Origin of the sequence: Arthrobacter sp. YD2 (genome assembly GCF_030410475.1) — a bacterium.
In the GTDB taxonomy this organism is placed as follows: domain Bacteria; phylum Actinomycetota; class Actinomycetes; order Actinomycetales; family Micrococcaceae; genus Arthrobacter_B; species Arthrobacter_B zhangbolii.
Genome location: NZ_JAUHHB010000001.1, coordinates 486,097 through 502,863, shown reverse-complemented (window position 1 = coordinate 502,863; position 16,767 = coordinate 486,097). Strand labels below are relative to the sequence as shown.

16 protein-coding genes are annotated in these 16,767 nt (G+C 67.0%); 8 read left to right on the top strand and 8 right to left on the bottom strand.

Going from position 1 to position 16,767, the window contains the following annotated elements:
- Positions 1–19 precede the first annotated feature (19 nt).
- Both QWJ37_RS02500 and QWJ37_RS02495 read left to right on the top strand, forming a co-directional pair.
- On the top strand, positions 20–1,537 hold the full coding sequence (locus tag QWJ37_RS02500) for a DHA2 family efflux MFS transporter permease subunit (RefSeq protein WP_290243861.1): 1,518 nt from the start codon (positions 20–22) through the stop codon (positions 1,535–1,537).
- Positions 1,538–1,745: 208 nt separating this feature from the next.
- Positions 1,746–2,075 carry a hypothetical protein gene (locus QWJ37_RS02495; protein ID WP_290243859.1) on the top strand — a complete coding sequence of 110 codons (330 nt, stop codon included), beginning with the start codon at positions 1,746–1,748 and terminating at the stop codon, positions 2,073–2,075.
- A 159-nt stretch (positions 2,076–2,234) separates the two neighbouring features.
- Here the strand turns inward: QWJ37_RS02495 and QWJ37_RS02490 are convergent, their stop codons facing one another.
- On the bottom strand, positions 2,235–3,116 hold the full coding sequence (locus tag QWJ37_RS02490; RefSeq protein WP_290243857.1) for a manganese catalase family protein: 882 nt from the start codon (positions 3,114–3,116) through the stop codon (positions 2,235–2,237).
- Between the two features lie 196 nt (positions 3,117–3,312).
- Between QWJ37_RS02490 and QWJ37_RS02485 the strand changes: the two genes are divergently transcribed.
- Positions 3,313–4,782 carry a peptidase S10 gene (locus tag QWJ37_RS02485; RefSeq protein WP_290243855.1) on the top strand — a complete coding sequence of 490 codons (1,470 nt, stop codon included), beginning with the start codon at positions 3,313–3,315 and terminating at the stop codon, positions 4,780–4,782.
- A gap of 10 nt (positions 4,783–4,792) precedes the next feature.
- On the opposite strand, the gene QWJ37_RS02480 is transcribed toward QWJ37_RS02485, so the two are convergent.
- On the bottom strand, positions 4,793–5,542 hold the full coding sequence (locus QWJ37_RS02480) for a class I SAM-dependent methyltransferase (protein ID WP_290243853.1): 750 nt from the start codon (positions 5,540–5,542) through the stop codon (positions 4,793–4,795).
- 21 nt (positions 5,543–5,563) lie between these two features.
- The gene (locus QWJ37_RS02475) at positions 5,564–6,064 is read right to left on the bottom strand and encodes a DUF456 domain-containing protein (RefSeq protein WP_227902850.1); all 501 of its coding nucleotides are present in this window, start codon (positions 6,062–6,064) and stop codon (positions 5,564–5,566) included.
- Positions 6,065–6,419: 355 nt separating this feature from the next.
- Here QWJ37_RS02475 and QWJ37_RS02470 point away from each other — a divergent pair, with 355 nt between their 5' ends.
- Positions 6,420–7,565, top strand: a complete 1,146-nt coding sequence (locus QWJ37_RS02470; protein WP_227928398.1) for a TIGR04086 family membrane protein — start codon at positions 6,420–6,422, stop codon at positions 7,563–7,565.
- A 349-nt stretch (positions 7,566–7,914) separates the two neighbouring features.
- Here QWJ37_RS02470 and QWJ37_RS02465 read toward each other — a convergent pair whose 3' ends face one another.
- The gene (locus tag QWJ37_RS02465; RefSeq protein WP_227902852.1) at positions 7,915–8,823 is read right to left on the bottom strand and encodes an SDR family oxidoreductase; all 909 of its coding nucleotides are present in this window, start codon (positions 8,821–8,823) and stop codon (positions 7,915–7,917) included.
- 269 nt (positions 8,824–9,092) lie between these two features.
- Positions 9,093–10,325 (bottom strand): multidrug effflux MFS transporter, encoded by a 1,233-nt coding sequence (locus QWJ37_RS02460; protein WP_290243850.1) that lies wholly within the window; start codon positions 10,323–10,325, stop codon positions 9,093–9,095.
- Between the two features lie 99 nt (positions 10,326–10,424).
- On the opposite strand from QWJ37_RS02460, the gene QWJ37_RS02455 reads away from it, so the two are divergent.
- Positions 10,425–10,865 carry a universal stress protein gene (locus QWJ37_RS02455; RefSeq protein ID WP_290243848.1) on the top strand — a complete coding sequence of 147 codons (441 nt, stop codon included), beginning with the start codon at positions 10,425–10,427 and terminating at the stop codon, positions 10,863–10,865.
- 116 nt (positions 10,866–10,981) lie between these two features.
- On the opposite strand, the gene QWJ37_RS02450 is transcribed toward QWJ37_RS02455, so the two are convergent.
- On the bottom strand, positions 10,982–12,505 hold the full coding sequence (locus QWJ37_RS02450) for an MFS transporter (RefSeq protein ID WP_227902855.1): 1,524 nt from the start codon (positions 12,503–12,505) through the stop codon (positions 10,982–10,984).
- A 130-nt stretch (positions 12,506–12,635) separates the two neighbouring features.
- Here QWJ37_RS02450 and QWJ37_RS02445 point away from each other — a divergent pair, with 130 nt between their 5' ends.
- The 3 genes from QWJ37_RS02445 to QWJ37_RS02435 all read left to right on the top strand — a co-directional run bounded on the left by QWJ37_RS02445 (position 12,636) and on the right by QWJ37_RS02435 (position 14,383).
- On the top strand, positions 12,636–13,202 hold the full coding sequence (locus QWJ37_RS02445) for a TetR/AcrR family transcriptional regulator (protein WP_290243844.1): 567 nt from the start codon (positions 12,636–12,638) through the stop codon (positions 13,200–13,202).
- A 72-nt stretch (positions 13,203–13,274) separates the two neighbouring features.
- On the top strand, positions 13,275–13,748 hold the full coding sequence (gene rraA, locus QWJ37_RS02440; protein WP_290243842.1) for a ribonuclease E activity regulator RraA: 474 nt from the start codon (positions 13,275–13,277) through the stop codon (positions 13,746–13,748).
- Between the two features lie 8 nt (positions 13,749–13,756).
- A complete protein-coding gene (locus QWJ37_RS02435; RefSeq protein WP_290243839.1) occupies positions 13,757–14,383 on the top strand; it encodes a dienelactone hydrolase family protein in 627 nt (208 codons plus the stop codon).
- Between the two features lie 61 nt (positions 14,384–14,444).
- On the opposite strand, the gene QWJ37_RS02430 is transcribed toward QWJ37_RS02435, so the two are convergent.
- Both QWJ37_RS02430 and allB read right to left on the bottom strand, forming a co-directional pair.
- On the bottom strand, positions 14,445–15,290 hold the full coding sequence (locus QWJ37_RS02430) for a CoA ester lyase (protein ID WP_227902858.1): 846 nt from the start codon (positions 15,288–15,290) through the stop codon (positions 14,445–14,447).
- A 117-nt stretch (positions 15,291–15,407) separates the two neighbouring features.
- Positions 15,408–16,766, bottom strand: coding sequence for an allantoinase AllB (gene allB, locus QWJ37_RS02425; RefSeq protein WP_290243836.1), 1,359 nt, complete (start codon positions 16,764–16,766; stop codon positions 15,408–15,410).
- Position 16,767: the final 1 nt, after the last annotated feature.

Genomic DNA, 16,767 nt, shown 5'->3' with positions numbered 1-16,767 from the left:
CAGAACGGCAGCAAGCACCTTGAAAAACCTTTCCCCGGAGACGGTCAGGCCCTGGCCCGCACTGTGGTCCCTGGTCATCGGCTTCTTCATGATCCTGGTGGACTCCACGATCGTAAACATCGCCACCCCGGCCATCATGGAAGACCTTGGCGCAGGCCTGGACCAGGTGATCTGGGTGATCAGTGCCTACCTGCTGGCCTACGCGGTGCCGCTGCTGATTACCGGACGGCTGGGCGACCGCTTTGGTCCCCGCCGCGTTTACCTGATCGGACTGGTGGTCTTTACCCTGTCCAGCCTTTGGTGCGGCTTTGCCAACAGCGTGGATGCGCTGATTCTGGCCCGTGTCTTCCAGGGCTTCGGCGCGGCACTGATGACCCCGCAGACCATGTCCGTGATCACCCGGATCTTCCCACCGGAAAAGCGCGGCACCGCTCTGGGTCTCTGGGGCGCCACGGCGGGCGTCGCCACCCTGGTGGGACCGATCCTCGGCGGCGTCCTGGTGGACGGCCTGGGCTGGGAATGGATCTTCTTCATTAACATCCCCGTGGGTGTGGTGGGCTTTATCCTCGCCTACCGGCTGGTGCCCCGGCTCTCCACCTCGGTGCACCGCTTCGATTACCTGGGCGTGCTGCTCAGTGCGGCGGGCATGTTTGCGCTGGTCTTCGGTATCCAGGAAGGCGAGAGCTATGACTGGGGCACCATCGCCGGGCCCATCTCGGTCTGGTCGCTGATCATTGCGGGCATTGTCCTGCTGGCCCTGTTTGTGCTCTGGCAGCGCCTGAACCGTGCCGAACCGCTGCTGCCGCTGAAGCTCTTCCGGGACCGCAACTTCTCGCTGGCCAATATCTCCATCACCGGCATGGGCTTCGCCGTGACCGCGTTCTCCCTGCCATTGATCCTCTTCGCGCAGAACGTTCGCGGACTCAGCCCCACCCAGGCCGCCCTGCTGCTGGCCCCGATGGCTGTCCTGTCCGGTGTCCTAGCCCCGCTGGCGGGAAAAACCGTGCAACGCGGCAACCCCAAGTTCATCGCCGTCGTCGGCTTCGCCTCCATGGCGGCATCCCTGATCTGGCTCGGCGCACTGCTCAGCCCGGATGTGCCGTACTGGCAGCTCGTGCTCCCGATGCTCCTGATGGGCTTCGCGAACGCCTGCATCTGGCCCTCCGTCTCGCTCACCGCCACCCGCAATCTGGCCGCTGATGTCGCCGGCGCGGGATCCGGCGTCTACAACACCACCCGCCAGTTCGGTGCCGTGATCGGCAGCAGCGCCATCGCCGCCATCATGCAGTCCCGCCTCAGCGCACTCCTGGGCGCCGGGGCGGCCGACGGCGGGACGGCACCTGCCGCCGGTGCGTTCCCGGAGGCGCTCAAGGCAGGCTATTCGGAGGCCATGGGCCAGTCCCTGTACCTGCCCGCCGCCGTGATCATCGTGGCCCTGCTGGCGGCACTGTTCTACGCCAAGCCGGCCCCTGAGCTGACTTCCCGCGGCGCCCCCGGCAGTGCCCGCGGGGATGCCGCAAAGAGCACCGCGGCCTAGCAGACTTCGGCCGGGCGGCCGGGGCCCGCGGGGCGTAGGGTCCCGCGGGCGGGCGGGTGCTGGTCCGGCCGCGGGCGGGAAAATCGACCGGTGGGCAAATCGACCGGTTTGCGTTTTTTCAGCCAGTCCAAACTGCGCGAAAGAATTCAAATAGTGCGAAAGAATGCTTATCGGCCGTAAAACCGGCGTCGGCGGGTACGCTCGCGCCATGACTATCGTCTCGAAGTTTTTCGCCGGGGTGCTCCTGGCCAACGCCGTTCCACACGGCGTCAGTGCCGTGCAGGGCAAGCAGTTCCCCACCCCGTTTGCCTCCCCGCCCGGCGTCGGGCTCTCCAGCCCCCTGGCCAACGCCACGTGGAGTGCCCTCAACGCCGCAGGCGGCGCCGCGCTGCTTGGCGGGGGTGTGACCGGACCCCGCGATCGCGCCGCTCTACTGGCGGGGACCGTCTCCATGGGCTTTTTCCTGGCCTGGTACTTCGGCAAAGCGGATCGGCCCGCGAACGGACCGGACACGGCCATATCCGGGCGGACCGCGTAGGAGGCTGGCCGGTCAGCATCTGCAGGCAGCCCAGTCCGGGCCGGACGCGGCAGCCCAGTCCGAGCTTGCGCAGCCCAAAAAACCCGTCGCGGGAGCCCATCCAAGCCTGGGCAGCCCAAGACCCGGCGCGGTGACCTCCGCGCCGGGGCCGGCTTCGGGCTATTCCTTCTTCAGTTTGTCCTGCGCCGCTCCGGCAGCCTTCTCCACCACATTGGGCACGTCCGTGGTCCCGTAGAACCGTGCGTCCGGATGGGTGGGCGGAGGCATGGGAGCCGACGTCGTGGGCCCGTCATGGTAGCTGAACTCGCCGTGTCCGTCCGGCGTGGGTCCGGACGCCCAGGAGCCTTCGGAAGCATGCTCGCCGTCGGAGAAGTTCAGGTACTGGTAGGAAACCTCTCGGTATTCCTTATTGAGCGGGAAGTTGCTGGGGACCGGAAGCTGTTCCATATTCTCCGCCTGAAGTTCCAGGGCCGCAGCGGTCCATTGGTTCTGGTGCATGGTGTCCCTGGCGAGCAGGAAGGACAGCAGATCCCGCACGCCGTGGTCATCCGTCATGTGATAGAGCCGGGCGACCGCGAGGCGACCCTGCATTTCGATGTTGGCATTGGAGGTGAAGTCCGCGAGCATGTTGCCGCTGGCGGTGATGTAGCCGCCGGTCCAGGGGTTGCCGTTGCTGTCCACCGGGCGGGCGCCGGCACCAGCGACAATGGCGTGCTGGACATCCATGCCTCCCATCACTGCGGCCACCGTCGGATCGGACTGCACCGCGTCATTGGTGATGCCCAGCGGGGCCTTTTCCAGCAGTTGGGCGATCATCACGGCCAGCATTTCCACGTGGCCCATTTCCTCGGCTGCGATGCCGTAGAGCAGGTCCCGGTACTTGCCCGGCACATGGGAATTCCAGGACTGGAAGCCGTACTGCATGGCCACCGTGATTTCACCGTATTGTCCGCCCAGAACCTCCTGCAGCTTCCGGGCATAAACGGCGTCGGGCTTGTCCGGGGTGGATTTGAATTGGAGCTCCTGCTTATGGAAAAACATGTCATTCCTCCGCACCTTGTGGACCGCCGCGTGAGACGAGCCTCCGTTTGTTGGGGCCGTGGCCGGTCACAGTGGTCCCAACGTAGACCGGTGTCCGGAGGCAGGGAAGAGCAAACCTGCCCCTTTCCGCGGCCAGACGGGAACCGCCCGTTTCAGGTACCGGCCAATTGCTCCCGGCACGGGTAGTCTGCTTGCCATGGTCTCCCCCGAACTCCCGCCCGCACCGCCTTCCGATCCAGCCGGTGCATCACCGCAGGTCACCGACGATTTCGCGGTCCGCCGGCACACCCTCCCCTCAGGACTTGGCTACACCACTACCACCGGACGGCTGGTGTTCCGGAAGGAGGAGGTGAAGGACGGGAAGTCGGACGGATTCCAGCCCAAGGCGGAGATTTTTATGACCGCCTATGCCGCCGATGCCCCGGAGAGTGGACCCAACCGCCGGCCCGTGGTCTTCGCTTTCAACGGCGGGCCGGGGTCCGCCTCCGTCTGGCTGCACATGGGCCTTCTGGGTCCGCGGATGGTGGACTCGGGCGACGCCGGGGCACTCACACCGCCGCCCTTCGGCCTGGTGGACAACCCGCAGACCCTGCTGCAGCACGCGGACCTGGTGATGATCGACCCGGTGAACACCGGCTTCTCCCGCGTGGTGGACGGCAACGACGCCGGCGAGTTCCACGGTTTCGAGGAGGACCGGGACCTGGTGGCCGAGGTGATCCGGCTCTGGACCACCCGCAACAACCGCTGGCTGAGCCCCAAGTACCTGGTGGGCGAGTCCTACGGCACGCTGCGCGCCGTCGCTGTGGCCGGGAAGCTCTTTGACGCGTACGGCCTGGCGGTCAACGGCCTCGGCCTGATTTCCACCGTACTGAACATGGCCACCCTGGACTTCGCACCCGGGCGGGAAACCCCGTATCCGCTGCACCTGCCCACCTATGCCGCCATTGCCCATTATCACGGCCGCCATCCCGGACGGGAACTGGCCGACGTCGTGCGCGAAGCCGAGGAGTACGCCTCCCGCGACTACGTGTACGCCCTGCACCAAGGGGCGCGGCTGGACGCCGGGGAGTACGACGACGTCGTCCGCCGGCTCGCGGAAATCACCACCCTGGACGAGGGTTTCATCCGCCGTACCAACCTGCGCTGGGACTATGCCATGTTCTCCGCCGAACTGCTGCGCGGGGAGAACCTGTCCGTGGGTCGCATCGACGGCCGGTTCGCTGCCGCCCCGGCGCACCAGCAGGACTGGATCAACTGGGACGATCCCAGCCTCACCGCCATCAACGGGCCGTACTCGGCAGCGATTAACCACTACGTGCGTGCGGAGCTGGGGTACGAGAACGACCTGCCGTACGAAATCCTCACCGGCCGCGTCCAGCCGTGGAGCTACAAGAACTTTGAAGGGGTTCCCGTGGACGTCACCGGCACGCTGGAACGGCTGCTGGTGCACAACCCGGCACTGCGGGTGCACGTGGACTACGGCTATTACGACGGCGCCACGCCGCACTTCGCCGCAGAGTACGTGTGGGCGCACATGCGCCTGGACGAGGATGCCCGGGCACGGTTCTCACACCACTACTACGAGGCCGGGCACATGATGTACGTCAAGCCGGAGTGCCGGGTGGACCAGCTGCGCAATCTCGCGGAGTTTGTCGCCGGCGCTTAGGGCTCGGCAGTCACTCCGGGCGGCGGAACAGGGCGGTAAGCAGGAAAGATTCGCCAAACCACGGAGAATCCCGGTCTTGGGTTGCCATTGGGCGGATTTCGATCTCGCCCAGGTCTGCGAAAACCCACCGAAGATCGTCCGGACTGAAGGCTATCCCTGCTTCAAACTCCCCATCTTGGTAGAGCTGCTCGTCTGGTGCTTCTGCGCCCATCTTGCCCCTGGCAAAACAGGCCAGCCCCAAATACCCGCCGGGCGCGAGGGTCCGCTGCAGGAGTTGCAGGTAGCTGATCCGGCGGTGCGGGGGAAGGTGATGCAGACAGCCCGAGTCGTAGACCAGTCCGTACGGTCCAGGCAACGCATCAGGCGGAAGCGTGAAAGCGTTGCCACAGGTGAAGGAGACGTCCAGCTGCCGGTCTGCAGCCCGTTCCCGCCCCCACTTCACCGCAGCCGAGGAGAGGTCTACGGCGTCCACGGCGTATCCGCGCTCAGCAAGAAAGAGGGCATTGCGCCCGGGCCCCGAACCCAGATCCAGTACACGGGTCGGCGAGAGCACGCCTTCGCGGACCCACCGCGCCAGGTTCTCATCGGGCTTGTCCGCAAAAAACGGAACGGGCCGGGTGCGGTCTGCGTAGAAGTTGTTCCACCAGGCGCTCCCGGCGTCGCTGGTCCAGCGGACCGATTCACGCGCAAAGAGCCCGTCCATCAGGTCGAGGAGGTCTTCAACGGACCGCATCCTGCGGTTGATCGAGGGTTCGCTCATACCGCCACACCCTATACATGATCAGCGGGTGGCGAAGTGCACCCAGACGCCCGCACCCCAGATGCCGCCCGCGGTTAGCGCCAACGCGAGTTCAGCCAGGATGCCGATCCCCATCGCCTTCAGGGTGGCCAGGCTGGAGGACCAGGCGGTGGACAGGTTCCGCTGCCGCTGCCATTCGCTCAGCAGCAGGCCGGCGGCGAACCCGACGAACAGGCCAACGGCGGGGATGGTGAACATTCCGACGACGCCGAGCACCACGCCGGCAACGATGGAGCGGGTGGGAATCTGCCGCTGCTTCAGCCGCCGCCCGGTGAGAAAGAAGCTGGCGAGCATACCGGCAACCAGCAGCACCGCACCGATCCCGAAAGCCCACCAGCCTGCCGGGCTCTGCACGCCGAAGGCCCAGCCCAGCAGGGCAATGATGATCAGGATGCTGCCGGGCAGCACGGGCACCACTATGCCGGTCAGTCCCACGGCAATCACGAGGGCAGCCGCAAGGGTTACAAGGAGATCGGGATCCATTCCATCAGTCTTGCACCGCTTCCCCGCGACCGGCGTATTTCCTTTCGGGTGGTTCGGCGCCGGCGAATGTACAGATACAGGGCTTAAACCCGCCGAATAAGCCCGTTATGTGTACACCGGACGGTCATGCCCTGCTGCCGGGTTGGGTTTCAGCTGCCGGATTGGGAAATCGCTCCGCTGCAAACCGGCAGGGATTTCCCAAACCGGCAGATTCATCCCCAAACGTAGTGTTATCGCGCTCCTAGGGCCCCCTAAACCCGGACGCACTGCCTCCCTCAGGTGGAGAAATTAGTAAGGAGGCTTATAAGCTGGCATCTTCAGCCCGATTCCCCGGACGGAAACAGGAGATGCAGTAATGAGCACCGACCCAGAGAACCCCGCCAACACTTCCTCGAACGGCCGCGGCGCCAACGACGGCGGCCCTCTGCGGGACCGCTCGGAACGGTCTGCCGCAGCTGCTGAGACCGCGGGCACCGTTCCCGCAGACGGTCGTAGGGTTGAAGACACCGGCACACGGGTGAGCGACGCAGCCTCCGCCTCAGCTGCCGATCAGGGTCAGGTACCGGGCCGGCATACGGGCAGCCACGCCGGTAGCTACGCCACGGATCCGGACGGCGGGCGCAACGATACCCGCGCAGTCCCGGCAGCAGAGATGCGCAACGACAGCACCGCCGGCGAGGACACCTCCACCCGGGCCGTTCCCACGCACACCACCGGCGAGGACACCCGCACCCGGGCCGTCCCCACGCACACCGCCGGCGAGGACACCTCCACCCGGGTCGCTCCGGTAACGGCAAGCCGCGACCTGCCCGGCGACTCCGGCGGTGACCGCCGCGCCCACAGGACTGCGGAGGACGGCGATGCAAGGAACGCGCGGAACGATCGGCACAGCGACGGTGTGGCGGGCGACGCCGCCCTGCCGAACCGGGACGCCCTCCTGGCCTTGGAAAAGGAACGTTTCGGCGGCATGAAGTTCGGCTCGGCGTTCTTCGGCTGGCTGACGGCCACCGGTATGGTGGTGCTGCTGACGGCGCTGGCCGCCGCGATCGGCGCCGCCATCAACCTTTCCGCCGAAACGGATCTGGGGGCGGCCCTCGAATCCGCCGCCGCCAACCAGTCCGCCGGTATTATTGGCGCCGTCATCATGCTCGCAGTACTGCTGCTTTCCTACTTTGCCGGCGGTTACGTTGCCGGCCGAATGGCACGCTTCAACGGTCTCAAGCAGGGCCTGGCTGTGTGGCTGTGGGCGCTGATCGCGGCCGCCGTCGTCATTATCCTGGGCCTGATCTACGGCAGCGATATCCGTAGCATCAGCCAGCTGAACTCCGTGGCTCCGCTGCCGGAGGATCTGAACAACGTCAGCCCCGGCACCTGGATCGCCGTGGCCGCGAGCCTGGTGGTTACACTGCTCGGCGCCGTGCTGGGCGGACTGGCCGGTATGCGCTTCCACCGCCGTATTGACCGTGCCGATTTCCGCACGGAAGACACCGTCACCCGCTAAGCGGAGCGCCCTCGGATCCAAAACGGCCGCTGCTCCTCCCGGTTTCCGGGGGTGCAGCGGCCGTTTTTCGTAGGTCGGCCGGTTTGTGTGGCCGGGTGGTTTGCGGCTGGTTTTCCGCTGCCCGATCCGCAGGATTTCCCACTCTCTGGTACCCCTGCGGCTGCTGTGACCTCACCGGTACCACCGACACCACTGGGTGGGATGCTGTGCACCCGACCAGTACTACCTTGCATAACCCTTGGAGCCGGGCCTCACATCATCGTCCACGGCACCTGTTCTAACCCGCTGTATAAACAAACCGGGGCCCCGCAAACGCGGGGCCCGGGTGCAACGGTGTGTAACCAAACGGTTACGGCGAAGGCGTGCCGCCGTTGACGTTCAGCGTCTCGCCGATCACGTAGCTGGACTCCGGGGAGGCCAGGAAAACGTAAGCGGGGGCAAGCTCGGTCGGCTGGCCGGCGCGGCCCAGCGGAACGCTCTGGCCGAACTCCGGCAGGTCTTCCTTGTTCTGCCCGTCGCTGGGCTGGAGCGGCGTCCAGAACGGACCCGGCGCCACAGCATTCACGCGAATGCCCTTCGGAGCCAGCTGCTGGCCCAGGCCCTTGGTGAAGTTGTTGATCGCAGCCTTGGTGCTGGCGTAGTCCAGCAGGTTCGGCGACGGCTCATAGGCCTGGATGGAGGTGGTGTTGATGATGCTCGAACCGGCCGGCAGGTGCTTCAGGGCGGCCTTGGTCACCCGGAAGAACGAGTAGATGTTCGTCTTGAAGGTGTGGTCCAGCTGTTCGTCGGAGAGATCCTCGAGGTTGTCCACCGCAACCTGCTTGCCGGCGTTGTTGACCAGGATGTCCAGCCCGCCGAGGCCGGCTACGGCATCTTCCACGAGCTGGCTGCAGTACTCGGCGTCCTTTAGGTCACCGGGGAGCTTAACCACCTTGCGGCCGGTCTTCTCAATGACTTCGGCGATGTGCTGCGCGTCCGGTTCCTCTTCGGGGAGGTAGGAGAGGGCGACGTCGGCGCCTTCCCGGGCGAAGGCGATGGCCACGGCAGCGCCGATGCCCGAATCGCCGCCGGTCACGAGCGCCTTGCGGCCCTCCAGCCGTCCGGTGCCGCGGTAGGTGTCCTCGCCGTGGTCCACGTGCGGGGTCATGTCCTTATCGAGTCCGGGCTCGGACTGGTCCTGGACGGGAGGGGCGATGGACGGGTAACGGTCCACCGGGTTCTGGAAGGTGTACTGATCCGAGTTGTTGCCGTTTGTCATAGAAGTTCCCACTTTCGGTAGGTCAGTCCATTCGGGCGGTCCGGTCGGGGCCGCCGCAAAAGGCGGTCACTCACGCTTACGTAAGTATGCTTACTACCCTATGCCCGAGGGTCGGTCCGGCTCAAGTCGGGGTGCCGCCCAACGACGACGGCGCACGACGGCGGCGGGCACTACGACGCCGCAGCTTGTGTCCCCGGGGCGGCACCACGGCGGCCGGTACAACAACGCCGCGGCGGGCGTTCCCGGGCGGCGCACGACGACAGCGGTGCCTACGCTCCCCGCGCCAGCCGGCGTCGTTCCCCGTCCGGCTGGTCCGGACTCCGGGTCGCCAGCAGTGCCAGGACCGCCACCAATGCCGAGCCGCACATCACCAGGGCCAGCGGCAGCGCGGTGTCCTCCCCCGCGATGCCGGTCAGCGGGGAGACCAGGGCGCCGAAGAAGAACTGTCCGCTGCCCAGCACGGCGGAGCCGCTGCCGGCTGCGAATCCTGCCTCGGCAAGGGCCAGGCTGGTGGTGTTGCCCATGATGAAGCCCACCGAGGAGGCGGCCAGGAAGATCGGCACGGCAAGCAGCAGCGGCGGAACGTCCAGCAGGATCATCACCAGAAGGACTGCGGAGACACCCAGCAGCACCGGGACCGCGATCCTGACGGTGCGTCGCGGCGGCACCGTTCGGGCCAGACGGGCGGAAATGAACCCGGCCAGCACCAGGCCCAGCGCGTTAATGCCAAACGCCGCCCCGTACCCGGCCGGGGAAAGGCCCATCAGGTTCTGGTAAATGAACGGCGAGGCGGAGATGTACCCCATCAGCACGCCGAAAGTGGAGGCGAACAGCACCGCATAACCCACGAACCGGCGTCGGCGCAGCACCGCAGCCAGCCCGCCCAGGAACGGGCCGCTGCTGCGCTTTTCCGGCGGTCGGGTCTCCCGGACAACACCGGCCACCCCGGCAAGCATGGCCGCCGCGAGCCCGGCGAGGACCCAGAGCACTCCGCGCCAGCCGATGCTGCCGGCCAGGATGCCGCCCACGGTCGGTGCGAGCACGGGCGCCACGCCGCCAATGGTCATGAGCAGGCTGAAGGTGCGGGCCGCTGACTGCCCGGAGGTCAGGTCCGCCACGACGGCGCGGGCAATCACCACGCCTGCGGAGGCAAACAGGCCCTGGAAAAGCCGGCCGGCAATGAGCACCGGCAGGTTCGGCGCCACGGCACAGACCACGGAGGCCAGGACAAACAGCAGGGAGCCGATCAGCAGCGGACGGAACCGCCCGTACCGGTCCGAGAACGGGCCGAAGAACAGCTGTCCGGCCGCCATGCCAATCAAAAAGGCCGTGAGGGTGAGCTGGATACCCGTGGCGGTGGCACCCAGTTCGTCCGCCATCTGGGGGAAGGACGGCAGATACAGATCGGTGGCGAACGGGCCCGTGGCCGAAAGCAGTGCCAGGACCAGCAGCAGTCCCGTGGTCATGGTGGCGGGGCCGGTGGAACGGCGAAGGGCGGACATATACGCCATCTTAGGAACAATGCCCGGCCCTGCTCTGGCCGTTACGCCTGCATGACGCGCAGACTACTGGATATCTGGCCAACCTCGGGAAGGAACCCCATGGCTGAGGCACCCCGGAAACGGATTGTTGTTGGTATGGACGGCTCCGAAGAGTCCGTGCAGGCACTGCGGATGGCGGCCCGGCTGGCCGAGCTGCTCGGCTGCCGGATTGAGACGCTCATTGTCTGGGAATACCCGGCCATGCTGGCAACGCCGTTTCCCACCACGGAGTTCTCTCCGCGAATTGAGGCGGAGAATGCGCTGGCCGAGGCCGTGGACGCCGCATTTGCGGACACTGAGGTTCCGGACGGCCTGACCCGGCAGGCAGTGGCCGGACAGCCGGCACGGGTACTGATGGAGGCCAGCCGCGGAGCGGAAATGCTGGTGGTGGGCAACCGCGGACGCGGCGGGTTTGCCGGGCTGCTGCTGGGTTCGGTGAGCACGGCCGTGGCGGCCCATGCCTACTGCCCGGTGCTGATTGCCCGGCCGCACCGGGACTAGAGGCGCGGGGCACCTCCGGGGCAGGCGGGCAGGGGCACCTCCGGACCAGGACCGGGGCACCTCCGTGCAGGCAGGCCCGGACACGCGCCCGGACCCCGGAGCCCCAACCCAATCCGCTAGCGGTGGGCCGGCACCTTGCGGATCAGGATCCCGGCGCCGACGGCGGCGAGCACCATGGTGATCACGCCGATCAGCGTGGTGACGCTGACGCCTGAATCGAAGGCCACCTGGGCCGAATGCAGCAGCGATGCCGCCTGATCCGCGGGCAGGTCCTCGGCCACATGCACCGCACCACCCAGGGTTTCGCCGGCGGCAGCACTCTGCTCCGGGCTCAGTCCGCCGGGGACGGAGACGCCGCTGCGGTAGGCGGCGGTGAGGATGCTGCCCAGCACGGCGGTGCCCAGAACGGAGCCGATCTCATAGGCGGTTTCGGAAATGGCCGAGGCCGATCCGGCACGGGAGGGCGGGACGCTGGCCAGGATCAGGTCATTGGAAATGGTTTCAGCCGCACCGACGCCCACACCAAGCAGCAGGAACGCAACCACCAGCGTCATCACGGTGACGTTCTCCCCGGAGGCGAAGACCAGGCCGTACCCGGCAGCGTTGAACAGCAGCCCGCCGGCCACCACTACGGCCGGGCGGACCCGCTTGACCAGGGGCACCACGGCGAGGCCGGTGATGATGGTCAGCACCAGGCCGGGCAGCATGGTCAGACCGGCCTCGATGGGTGTCTGGCCGACCACCAGCTGCAGGTGCTGGGACAGGAAGAAGATAAAGCCGACCATGGCGAACAGGCTGAGCAGGTTCGCTGCAATGGAGCCGGTGAAGACGGGGTTCTGGAACAGCCGGACGTCCAGCATCGGCTTCTCGCGGGAAAGCTGGCGGCGGGCAAAGAGGAAGCCCAGGATCAGACCGGCGGCGATGAACGGCAGGCCGGCACCCGCGCCGTCGTGCGCGAAGGTCTTGATGCCGTAGGTGACCGAGAGCATGGCGGCCATCACCAGGACCACGCCGAGCCGGTCCACGGCTCCGGGGCTGGGATCCTTGGACTCGGGCAGCAGGATCGGCGCGAAGATCAGCAGGGGCAGCAGCACCGGAATGGAGAGCAGGAACACCGAACCCCACCAGAAGTGCTCCAGCAGGACGCCGCCCACAATCGGGCCCAGTGCCGCGCCGCCGGAGAAGCCGGCTGCCCAGATGGCCACGGCGATCCTGCGTTGGGAGGGGTCCACAAAGATGTTGCGGATCAGGGAGAGCGTGGCGGGCATCAGCATGGCGCCAAAGACACCCATCAGGGCGCGGGCCACAATCAGCAGCATTGCCGACGGCGCGAAGGCCGCCACCAGGGAGAAGACACCGAAGCCGGCACTGCCGATCATCAGCAGCTTCAGCCGCCCGATCCGGTCCCCCAGGCTGCCCATGGGGACCAGCAGTCCGGCAAGGACCAGGGCGTAGATATCAACGATCCACAGCAGTTCGACGCCGGTGGGCGCCAGCGCCTGGGACAGCGACGGAATGGCGAAGCTCAGGACGTTGTTGTCGATGGAGATCAGCAGAACAGGCAGCATCAGGACAGCGAGCCCCCACCATTCGCGCTTACCTGCACGCGTTACTGCGGGCTTTTCCTGGACGGCCAGCACGGCATCCTCCTTCTTGAAACATCAGCATTGTTTTTGGGCACGGGAAAACCCCGACTAGCTACTGTACCGTCTAGACTGTACGGTTCTCAAATTGCCGACTTTCCGGGCCCTGATGGCGTAGCGTAAAAGCATGTCCACCCCTCGTCCCGCCCGGGACCGCATCCTTGACGCCTATGAAGAGCTGCTCATCAATGAAGGTCCCCGCGGCGCCACCCTCGATGCCGTGGTTGCCCGCGCCGAAGTCTCCAAGGGAGGCCTGCTCTATCACTTCAAGAACAAGGAAGCGATGGCCGGTGCCCTGATCGAAAAGCTTCGCGAGCTGGCCGCCGCGGACCTGCAGACCATGCGCGAGGATCCGGAAGGACCATCCCGGTATCTGGTGCGCGGCTCGGTCTACGTGGGCAGCGACCTGGACCGGGCACTGATCGGTGTGGTGCGGCTGGCGCAGGCATCGGATCCGGTGGCCTCGGACCTGCTCAAGGACATCCACCGCAGCTGGTTTGACCTGGTGCAGCAGGAGGTCGGAGACCCTGCCATTTCCCGGGCCATCATGCTCCTGGCGGACGGACTGTATTACAACGAGGGCCTGCCCGGCGGCTGGCCGCAGGATCACCGCAATGACCGTTCCCGCTCCGTGCCCGAACTGCTCGAAGTGGTGGACCTGCTGAAGTCCCACGCCCAGCAGACCAGCGCGTAGCCCCTGGCCAACGCCGCTGCGTCCGGCGTGGCAGGACGGCATCGCGTTGTGCGCTCTGCCACAGTAGAAGCCATGGAAACCCGACTGAGCACAGCTGACCTTTATGACGAGCGCGGCGAGGAACTGGCCTCCGTGTCGCTGCAGTTCCAGGACCTGGGCGGACACACCGCCTTTACCGGCCCCATCCGCACCGTCCGGTGCCTGGAGGACAACGGGCTGATCAAGTCCCTGCTGAACTCCCCCGGCAACGGTGCCGTCCTGGTGATCGACGGCGCCGGATCACTGAACACCGCGCTGATGGGGGACATGATTGCCGCCGCCGCCGTGGAGAACGGCTGGGCCGGCGTCGTTATCAACGGCCCCATCCGTGACCGCACCGCCGTCGCCAAGCTGCCGCTGGGGGTCAAGGCGCTGGGCTCCAACCCGCGCAAGAGCGCCAAGGACTCTGTCGGCGAGGTGGACGTGCCCGTAGAGTTCGGCGGTGTCACCTTCCGTCCCGGCGCGACACTGTTTGCCGACGAGGACGGCATCCTCGTCGAACCCTAGGAGTCCCCGTGGCCAACGTGCTGCTGTTCCACCACGCGCTCGGCCTCACGGCCGGCATGGATGCCTTTGCCGACGTGCTGCGCGAAGCCGGACACATGGTCACGGTGCCCGACCTCTACGACGGCCACGTGTTCGGTGACCTGGAGGAGGGCGTGGCGCATGCGTCCGAGATCGGGATGGATGCCATTGAGGAACTGGGCGTGCAGATTGCCGGCCGTTTTCCGCCGGACATGGTCTACATCGGCTTCTCCCTGGGCGTGATGCCGGCGCAGCGGCTGGCACAGACCCGGCCCGGCGCCCGCGGTGCGGTGCTGGTCAGCGCCTGCCTCCCGCTGGGCACCTATGGCGATACGTGGCCGGCCGGTGTGCCCGTCCAGATCCACGGCATGGACGCGGACCCGTACTTCGCGGAGGAAGGGGACCTGGACGCCGCGGAAAACCTGGCCGCATCCAGCCCGGACGCAGACCTGATCCTCTATATGGGCGCTTCGCACCTGTTCGCGGACATCAGCCAGCCGGACTTTGACATGGATGCCTCCTTCGCCTTCACCCGGATGGTGCTGCAGCTGCTGGACCAGGTGGACGCAAAACCCGCGGACGCAAAACCCGCTGACGCGGAACCCCGGGACGCTTAACCACCGAAGCTGCGGCACCCGCACGGGGTGCCGCAGCTTCTGTGTTCAGGCGAAGGGATCCCTACGCGTTCCAGAGTCCGTAGGAGTCCGCCAGCGAGGAGATCTTCTGCGCACGGGCAAGGCGCGGCAGGTAGGAACCGTCGCCCACCACGGCGCCGGCAGCGTGGGCCTCCAGCAGTTCGTGCGCCCAGGTGATTTCGGATTCGCTCGGTGAAAGTCCGCGGTTGATGTAGTCCGTGGCCTCGGGCATCAGGCACAGCTTGCCGGTCATGCCCATGCTCTGGGTGACCTTGCAGGCCTCCAGCAGCGGCTCGCCCACGGCACCCACGGTGGGGCCGTCGATGGGGCCGGGCAGCTGGCCCACACGTGAGGCAACCACCAGCTTGGAGCGGGCGTAGGCCAGCGCCATCGGATCATCCGAAGCGCCGGTGTCGCGGCGGAAATCGCCGACGCCGAAGGCCAGCCGGAAGGTGCCGGGAGCACTGGCAATGGCGGTGGCGTTTTCAATGCCAAGTGCGGACTCCACCAGGGCGAGCACCGGGGTGCCGGCCTGCAGCCGCATGGCGGTGTGGGTGACCTGCTCCGGCTTTTCGGTCATCGCGAGCATCACGCCGCGCAGGCCCGGGGCCTTGGACAGTGCGGCCAGATCATCGGCCCAGTAATCGGTTTCGATGCCGTTGACACGCACCCAGGCGGTCATGCCGGTGGACAGTGCCTCCACCACCCGCTCGCGGGCTTCGGCCTTGCCATCCGCAGGCACCGCGTCTTCCATGTCGAAGACCACGGAATCGGCCTCGGACGCCAGCGCCGGCGCAAAGTTCGCTTCATCGGCTGCTGAAGCCAGCAGCCAGGAACGGGAAAGTTTCGCGGGGAGCGCAGCAGCGCGGCTGTTTCGAAATGGGGCCATAAGAAGACACTACTTTCAGGCTTGGCAGTTACTAAAATGCGACGGGCGTCATGTGGCCACCATCACCCGTGTGACCGCGGCCGCCAGGACCCGGTCCCCGGCCGCGGTCACCCGGTCCTAGCTGTTCCGGGCCTCGCCGCGGCGCAGCAGCCGGCCCGCGGGTGCCGCCGGATCCACATCGGCGCCGGCGAGCAGCGTGCGCCGCACAACGCCGGTCAGCTGCTTTCCGGCGTAGGGCGTGATCGGGTTCTTGTGCTGCAGGGCTGCCGGGTCCACGGTGAAGGTGTCCTCCGCGGCGAAGACGGCGAAGTCTGCGTCCTTACCCTCGGCAATGGCTCCCTTGTGGTCCAGCCCGGCGAGGTCGGCGGGGGCGGCGGACATCCAGCGCAGCACCTGCTCCAGGCTGATCCCGCGGGTGCGTGCCTCGGTCCAGATCAGGGCCAGGCCCAACTGCAGCGAGGACACCCCGCCCCAGGCCACGCCAAAGTCGCCGTTCTCCAGGTCCTTCAGGTCCAGGGTGCTGGGCGAGTGATCGGAGACAATGCAGTCGATGGTCCCGTCTGCCAGGCCGGCCCACAGCTGTTCCCGGTTCGCGTCTTCGCGGATGGGCGGGCAGCATTTGAAGGCCGTGGCGCCGTCGGGAATCTCCTCGGCCTTCAGCGTGAGGTAGTGCGGGCAGGTCTCGGCGGTCAGCCGCACGCCGTCGGCCTTGGCCGTGCGGATCAGCGGCAGCGCTTCGGCGGAGGACAGGTGCAGGATGTGCGCCCGGCCGCCGGTGCGCCGGGCCGCGTCAATGACGCCGGCGATGGCGGTGTTTTCCGCGGCCGGCGGGCGGGAGGCGAGGAACCCGGCGTACTGTGCTCCGGGCGGGGTGTCCGCGATGGCGGCGGGATCCTCGGCGTGCACAATCAGCAGGGCGTCGAAGGTTTTCAGTTCGGCGAGCGCCGCTTCCATTTCCGCCGGTTCCAGGTGCGGGAACTCGTCCACGCCGGAATGGACCAGGAAGCATTTGAAGCCGAACGCGCCGGCCTCGTGCAGCGGGCGCAGATCCGCCAGGTTGCCGGGCACGGCCCCGCCCCAGAAACCCACGTCCACCGCGGCCTGCGGTGCGGCGACGGCGCGCTTGGTGTCCAGCGCATCCACGCTTACGGTGGGCGGGATGCTGTTTAGCGGCATGTCGATGAGCGTGGTGACCCCGCCCGCCGCGGCGGCACGGGTGGCGGAGGCGAAGCCCTCCCACTCGGTGCGGCCGGGCTCGTTCACGTGTACGTGGGTGTCCACCAGGCCGGGCAGCAGGGTTTCGTCCGCGGCCAGCTCCATCAGCCGGTCCCCGTCGAGTCCGGTGCCCAGGGGTACGACGGCGGCAATCACCCCGCCCCGCACCCCCACTTCGGCGGGAATGGTCCCCTCCGGGGTGAGCACGGCACTGCCGCGGATCACCAGGTCGAAGTGCCCTGCTTCCTGTGCTGACGACATA